Source organism: Pseudomonas sp. 2VD (genome assembly GCF_005503585.1).
Lineage (GTDB): Bacteria > Pseudomonadota > Gammaproteobacteria > Pseudomonadales > Pseudomonadaceae > Pseudomonas > Pseudomonas aeruginosa.
Genome location: NZ_SCND01000308.1, coordinates 1 through 7,185 on the forward strand (window position 1 = coordinate 1; position 7,185 = coordinate 7,185).

General features: G+C 63.6%; 1 protein-coding gene. It reads right to left on the reverse strand.

The window, feature by feature from the left end; all coding sequences use genetic code 11:
- Nucleotides 1–7,185 (reverse strand): DUF637 domain-containing protein (locus FFS27_RS25205; protein WP_171019230.1); only part of this gene is annotated, 7,185 nt, incomplete at both ends.

Here is a 7,185-nt window from a genome sequence, read left to right on the forward strand (position 1 = left end):
TCCCCCACCCAGCCGACCCAAGTCCCCCACTGCCCCGAACTGCGAACTCATACTACCGGAAACAGGTGACTCCGCAATCGCGCTGACCAAGTTCTTGGCTGCTGTTGGCAGCTTGGCGGTTATCTGCGCGCCACCTTTCACTGCCGTCAGAACGCCAACAAGTTCCGCAGCGAACCTACCGCCCTCGACACCAGCTGTGACCGAACCTTGCCAGCCGGCATCCTCGTAAGCCTGGGTCAAGAATGCGGCGCGCTCCTCCAGCCCCTTCAGGTAGCTATCGCCAAATTGCTGCCGGAGCTCTGGCGAAGTGGCCAACTGCTCCAGAGCTGCATAGGTTTCCCTCCAGTTCTTGACCAGCTCATAAACACCCACTGCGGTTTCAGCTGTCGAAAGACCAATGCCTCCTCCAACACCTACGACGATACCAACATCCTGCTGGGCCGAAATAATTGCCCATTTGGCTTCTATTCCGGTTTTGCAGAGCTGTTTGTCCTTGCAGCCATCGACCTCCTGCCGCTTCTTCTCCTCCTGCCAATGACTGAGGTAGTTGTGTTGGGTGGCATTCCCCGCCACCCAGGCTCCTGTCTGCAAGCTCTTGGCGTCCGCATCGCCCTGCGTCGAAGCCGCCAGCACGCCGATCAACTGCGAACTCATGATCAGCAGGCCCTTCTTGTCATCGATGGGCAGGCTGGCGTATTGCTTGGCGAGGCTATCCACCAGCGCCTCGTTGACTCCCGCAGCCAGGGCTCCGGTACGGAAATCGCCACCGACCGCTTCGGCGGCCAGACCTCCCATCAGGGCGTGCAAGCCGATCTTGCCGAGGCTGCCGTCGTCCAGTACGCCATGGGTGGTGTCGCCAATCAGCTTGAAGCCGTAGGCCGCGAAGGCATTTGCCAGGCTGTTTTGCAACGCATCGCCCAGGCTGCCCTTGCCGCCCAGCGCCCGGTCCAACAGCACCGAAGTGCCATTCTGCAGCAACTGGTTCGAGGTGAACTGGCCCACACCTTGCCAGGTGCCCAACCCTGCGGCGGGCGCCACGGCCCCGGTGTTCGGTAGAGCGGTCGAGGTGCCGGTCTGGGTCGAGGTCCATTTGTCGTAGACGCCGGCAGTCAGCCCCGCAGTCGTGCCAGCGACTACATAGCCCCTCAGCGCATCGCTGGAGGTCACGTCCTTGACGACATCCCCCAGGTTTCCCCGGTTGTTGATGGTGCTGATCGCTCCATTGCTGGCCATGCCCATAGCCACGGCAGTTCCAGCGGCATTCGCCCAGCCGGCGGCAGCTGTTCCTACTGCTGTACCGGCCTGGACCATTGCAGTGCTACCGGCAGCAGCCATCATGCTTCCTGAGCCCGCCCCCACACCCGCCATCGATCCCAATGCCGCACTCGCCGCACCCGCCGTGAAGTAAGTCACGACAATCGCTATCGCCAACTGCGCGCCGACGCCCAGCCCGGAGTTGCTGTACTTCCAGCTGTCATGCAGTTCCTGCACGCGCCGCCAATCCACATCGCCGCGCTGCTCCATCTGCTTCAACCAGGCCAGTTGCGGATCCGCCTGCACCATCGCGTCGATGGTCTGGCTCACGGTCTTCTGGTCGATGTGCTTGAGGTCGATCTTCAGGCCTTCCACGGCCTTGATCGCCAGGTTGCCCTGGGCGACGAGCTGGCTCTGGCGTACGGTTTCATCGGTCTGGCCCTTGCCCTTCGACGACTGCCACGCCAGGTCGCCCTTGCTCTTCTCGTGGCTCTCCTGGTGCAGGTCCTTCACCGCGTCGAAGGTCACCGCGCCGCCGCTGACGATGGCCAGGTCGTTGCCCGATTCCAGCTTCGCGCCCTGGTAAGTCTGGTCGCCGCCACTGAGCAGTGTGAGGTCGCCGCCGCTGGATATTTGGCTGCCCACTGCCGTCACATCGGTGATTTCGTCGCGCCGGGTCTTCTTGCTACCGAAGCTGCCTTTGCTCTTCTTGTCGTAGAGGTAGTAGCTGCTGTCGTTGGCGGCCAGCAGTTCCAGCTTGTCGCCGGCCACCAGGTAGGCCTCGTCGCCGGCGCTGGCCTGGCTCGCGACCAGCCGCAGGTCCTGTCCGGCATTGATCGCCAGGTCGCCGCCAGCGTCCACGCGAGTGGCCTGCTGGGTGATCTTGTCGTCCTGGAAAGTGACCTTCTTGGTCTTGCCATAGGCATGCTCTTCGTTGGCAGCCGCGACCAGGCCCACATCGCGACCCGCCTCGAATGTCACGTCGCGACGAGCGTCGATGCGGCTGCCCACGACGCTGATATCGCGTCCGGCGCTGACGCTGATATCGCGCCCCGCCACGACCTCGGCGCCCATCTGGGTCGTCTGGGTCTGGTATGCCTGGCTTCCTGCCGTCCAGCCCCGCTCCGCTACCGCAGCCGAAACCAGGACATCCCTGCCGCCTTGCAAGGCGAGGTCGCCCTTGCTGTCGATGACACCGCCAATATTGGCTACATCGCGTCCTGCCGAAACGGTCAGCTTCTGCGCAGCCTCGATACGCGCAGCGCTATCGGCAAATGCCTCAGTGGTACCGGTTCCCCTGTAGGAGGACTGGTGCTGGGTCACCGTCCGTTCATTGATGACGTCTCCGGTAAGGGCGGAGAGGCTTACCTCGCGCCCGGCAATGATGCCGCCCTGGTCATTGCGGATGGAGCCGCTGGCCAGCAGGTCGAGGCGGTTGCCGGCCTCGATCAGGCCGCTGTTGTCGATGTTGCCGGCTGTCGCGCTAAGGTCGTTCTGCGCGCGCAGGGTACCGGCGTTCCTCAGGTCCCCGCCGGTGATCAGGTTCACGTCGCGCCCCTGGATCAGCGCGCCGTTCGGGCCCAACCGCCCCTCGGCCTGGGCCAGGTAGACCACGGGGGCGAGGACCTTCTCGCCATTCACCTCGACTTCTTCCAGCCAAACGATGTCGTGGGTCAGCGCGGCCACCTGGGCGGCGCTGAGGGTGACGCCAGGGGTCAGTCCCAATACGTCCTTGCTGGCGATGGCGTTGTCCATCAGATAGCGGAACATCGCTTCGTCGCTGTTCAATCCGGCGATGAAGCGCTGCCCCGTACGCTGGACGATCGCTTCGCGTACCAGGCGCTGCTCGTATAGACCGTCGCCCAGGCGCTTCTTGCTGTCATCCGGATTGATACCCAGGCCACCGAGCAGGTAGTCCGAGTTGAGGAACTGCTTCAGCTCGGTGAGCGCCGGGTTGGTCTCGATCAGATACTTGTGGCTGTTGCTCGGTGTGGCATTGCTGGGCACGCCCTCAACGCGCGCAACCGACGGCAGGGTTTGCAACGCTGGCTGCCCAACCGGAGGCTCGGCAAGAACGGCGCTCCGCTCTTCGAGGCGAGGCAGGCTGCCCTGAGCCCTAACGGCCGAAGGCAGTGCCTGCACCGACGACTGCTCAGCCGGCAGATCGGCAAGGATGCTGCCATTGCCACCTGGACTGGAAACTACCCCCTCTACACGCACTGTCGAAGGCGAGGCCTGGACCGTCGCCTGCGCACCCTGCCAATTGGCGAGAATAGTTCCATTCCCATCGTGACCGGGCGCTGTGCCTTGAATACGATCAGCCGCGGGAAGGCTTGAGAACGAGGGTAGACCACCGCGCAGATCGGCGAGGATGACGCCATTGCCGCTGTGACCCGATGCATTGCCCTCGACGAGTCCACCCAGTCCCGTGGTCGCCTGGTGCTCACCGGCCTGGAAACGGCCAGTGTTTCCCCCGTCGCCCGAGATTGGCGCGGAAGCCCGTAGCGCATCGATAGCCTCAGCTACCCGGCCTTGATAGGCGGAACTGGTAAGCGAGGTGACCCGATCATCGCCGACACGACGCGCCTGGGTACTCCAGCCACTTGCGCCACTGCCTGCCTGTGCGGATACAGATACGCCATGGCCGCTCTGGGTGAGATCGCTGGCGGATTTCAGAGCACCACTTGCCTGGTTCACCTGGGCTCCTTGGGACGCCAGGCGGAAGAGCCCATTCTGGCCTTGAGGCAGGCTGAAGCCCGGTAGGGTGAGCGGATTGATCTGCTTCCTGGCTAGATCAGGCGGAAGTGCCTGGCTCAGCACCACAACGTTGGAGGTGTTCCCGGACAGCCCCGTTAGCAGGTTCTTTTCTACCCCCCGAGAAATGGGCTGCCCTTCTCGAACAATACTGTTCTGCAATGACTTCTCTGCATTGATAGAGACTTTGCCTCCAGCCTGTACAACTGCATTAGCGACGGGAGCAACATCACTTTTCGATATAGTAAGCTCATCGAATACTTTTGCATTTCTGAGAAAATCTGGTGGTAAGGCTCCACGAGACGGGTCATAAGCCGGTGCAACAGAGATATAGTCAAATTTGTCCCTGGCTATGTCATCTATAACAATGGTCCCGAAGCCTGCGTGCCAGTAACCATCCCTTCCGCCAGTTCGGAAATATACTGAATCCACAATGGATTCATCCCAATTTTTATTCCAGAAATGAACAGCACCACCGAAATTACTATATTCAATCTTGCCATTATCATAGGCAAGGTCATTTATGGAGTTGTACTCCATAATTTTTCGCCAAACCTCAACTCTCGCCTCATAGCTGTAGTTGAAATCCAATGCTTTCCTAACGGAGTACTCACCCAACACATACCCTTCGTTAGCGAAATCCTGAGCCGAAATAGAAATATCACCCGCCGCCGCTATGGTGCTCCCCTGATTCTTGAGCCGTCCCCCCAAGATGAAAATGTTCCCTCTTGAGGTGATATTTGAGGAGGGAGAATCCTTTAGAAGCTGAGTCTTGTAATTTTCCAACAAGACCAAATGACTGGCAAACTTGTCCTCTTTCCCTCCTACTGCCGAACAGTCAAAGCAACGAACTCCAATAGCCCCAGAAAGAAACTCAGACGAAACATCAAAAATTTCTTTTTTATTCTCAACTACCTCAGCAAGTAATCTCAGGTCATTTGAGCTTTCAACACTCGCTGAAATATTTTTGAAGGAACTCACCTTGCCACTTGAATCGTCGCGGGCAATATCCAGCCTGCCGAGGCTGTACACATCCCCGTAGAGGTTGGTGATGTCGCCGGCGCGCAAGGTCATGTCGGCGCCACTGAACAGCAACCCGCGCTCGTTGAGCAGGGCGGGCGCGTTCAATCGCAGGTTGCCGCCGCCGCCCAGGGTGCCGTAGTTGTTCAGGCTCGCGGCGCTGGCCACGAGGTCGCCGGCGGCGGTGATCCGCCCACGGTTGACCAGCAGGTTGCCGGCGCCAAGCGTGACATTGGCGCCGCCGGCGAGGCTGGCGGCATTGCCGAGGTCGAGGCTGGCGGCGTTCAGGGCGAAGTCGCCGAGGCTGGTGGCGCGGCCGTTGCCACGGTAGCCGCCGCTCAGGTCGAGTCGCAAGCTGCCGTCGCTGGCCAGCAGGCCGTCGTTGCTCCAGTCGCCGCCGCGGCCAGTGAAGGACTGCACCGCCAGCAGCTTGCCCTCGGCCGTCTGGCGGAAGGTGCCGATGTCCAGGTTCAGGCGTCCGGCTTGCAGCACGCTGCTGTTGGTCCATTCGCTGGCGCGGATGTCCAGCAGGCCATTGGTGGTCAGTTCGCCGCCGGCGCGGATCACCTGCCCGGAATCCAGGCCGAAGGTGCCGTTGCCAGTGTGGAGGATGCGCCCGCCGGCGTTGGCCAGGCTGCCCAGTTGCAGGTCGAGGTCCTGGTTGGCGCTTTCCAGCACGCCGTAGGCGTTGTTCAGGTCGCCAGCGACCAGCCGCGTGCTGCCGCTGCGGCCGAGGGCGCGCAGGCTGCCGCCGCTGTTGTCGATCGCGGCGGCGCGCAGGTGCAGCTCGCTTTCGCTTTCCAACTGGCCGAAGCGGTTGGCCAGCGCGCCGGCCAGGCTGAAGTCGATGCGCCCGGCGCCGACCTTGCCGCCCTGGCCCGCCGCCGCGCCCTGGTTGAGGAAGCGCTGGCCGTCGAGGCTGAGCAGGCCGCTGGCGTAGAGGCCGCCGCCCTGGTTGTCGAAGTCGGCGGTGACGATGCGGTTGTCGCCGCCCAGCGCCGAGAGATGGCCCTGCTGGTTGCGCACGCCTTGCCCGGCGCGAATCTCCAGCGACTGCGCCTGGGTGACGCCGGCGCTGTTGTCGAACAGCCCGGTGACCAGCTTCAGCCAACCCTTGGCGCTGTTGAGCACGCCGCCGGCGCCGTTGTCGAGGCTGCCGCTCTGCAGGTCGAGGTTGCCGGCCCGGCTGTCCAGGCGGCCGCCCTGGTTGTCCAGCGCGCCGCCGATACGCAGCCGGTTGTCACCCTGGGCCTGGAGCGTGCCCTGGCGGTTGTCCAGGCTGCCGGCCTGCACCTCGAGGGCGCCGGCCTGGCTGAAGATCAGGCCGTCCTGCTGGTTGCGCAGGGCGCCGCCGACCAGGCGCAGGCTCATGTCGGCCTGGCTGGCGAGGGTGCCGGAGGCGCTGTTGTCGAGGCTGCCGGCGCTGATCTCCAGCAGCCCCTGGCTGACCAGCTTGCCGCCGCGGTTGTCGACGCTGGCGCTGCGCAGCAGCAGGTCGCCGCCGCTGGCCAGGCGCGCCGCGCCGGTGTTGACCAGGGCGCCGCCGAGGATGGCGTCGAGCCGGCCCTGGCTGATCAACTGGCCGTCGCTGTTATCCAGGCTGGCGCCCTTGAGCAGCAGGCTGCCGCCGTTGATCCGGCCGCCGGCGTTGTTCAGCAGCGTATCGTCGCGCTCGAAGCTCAGCGCGCGCTGCGCCGAGACCAGGCCGCCCTGGCCGTTGTCCAGCTTCCCGGCGATGCTCAGGGTCACGTCGCTTTCGCCGGAGACGATGCCCTGGGCGTTATCCAGGCTGGCGGCGTCGATCCGTTGCGCGCCCTTGCTGACCAGCGCGCCCTGGCCGTGGTTGTCCAGCGCGCCGCCGAGGCTGATGGCCAGCTCGCCGTCCTTGCTCGAAAGGGTGCCGCCGGCGCTGTTGTCCAGGCTCCCGCCTGTCACCGTCAGGCCCTGCCATCCGGAGAGCAGGCCGGCGCCGGCGTTGCCCAGCGCGTCGGCGTCCAGGCGCAGTTTCCCGGCGCTGATGATGCGCCCCTGCTGGCCGTTGTCGATGCGCCTGGCCAGCAGCTCGAAGCCCTGCTGGCTGGAAATCTCGCCGCCCTGGCGGTTGTCGAGGACGTTCAGCCGCTCGATGCTCAGCGGGCCGCGGGCACTGATCAGGCC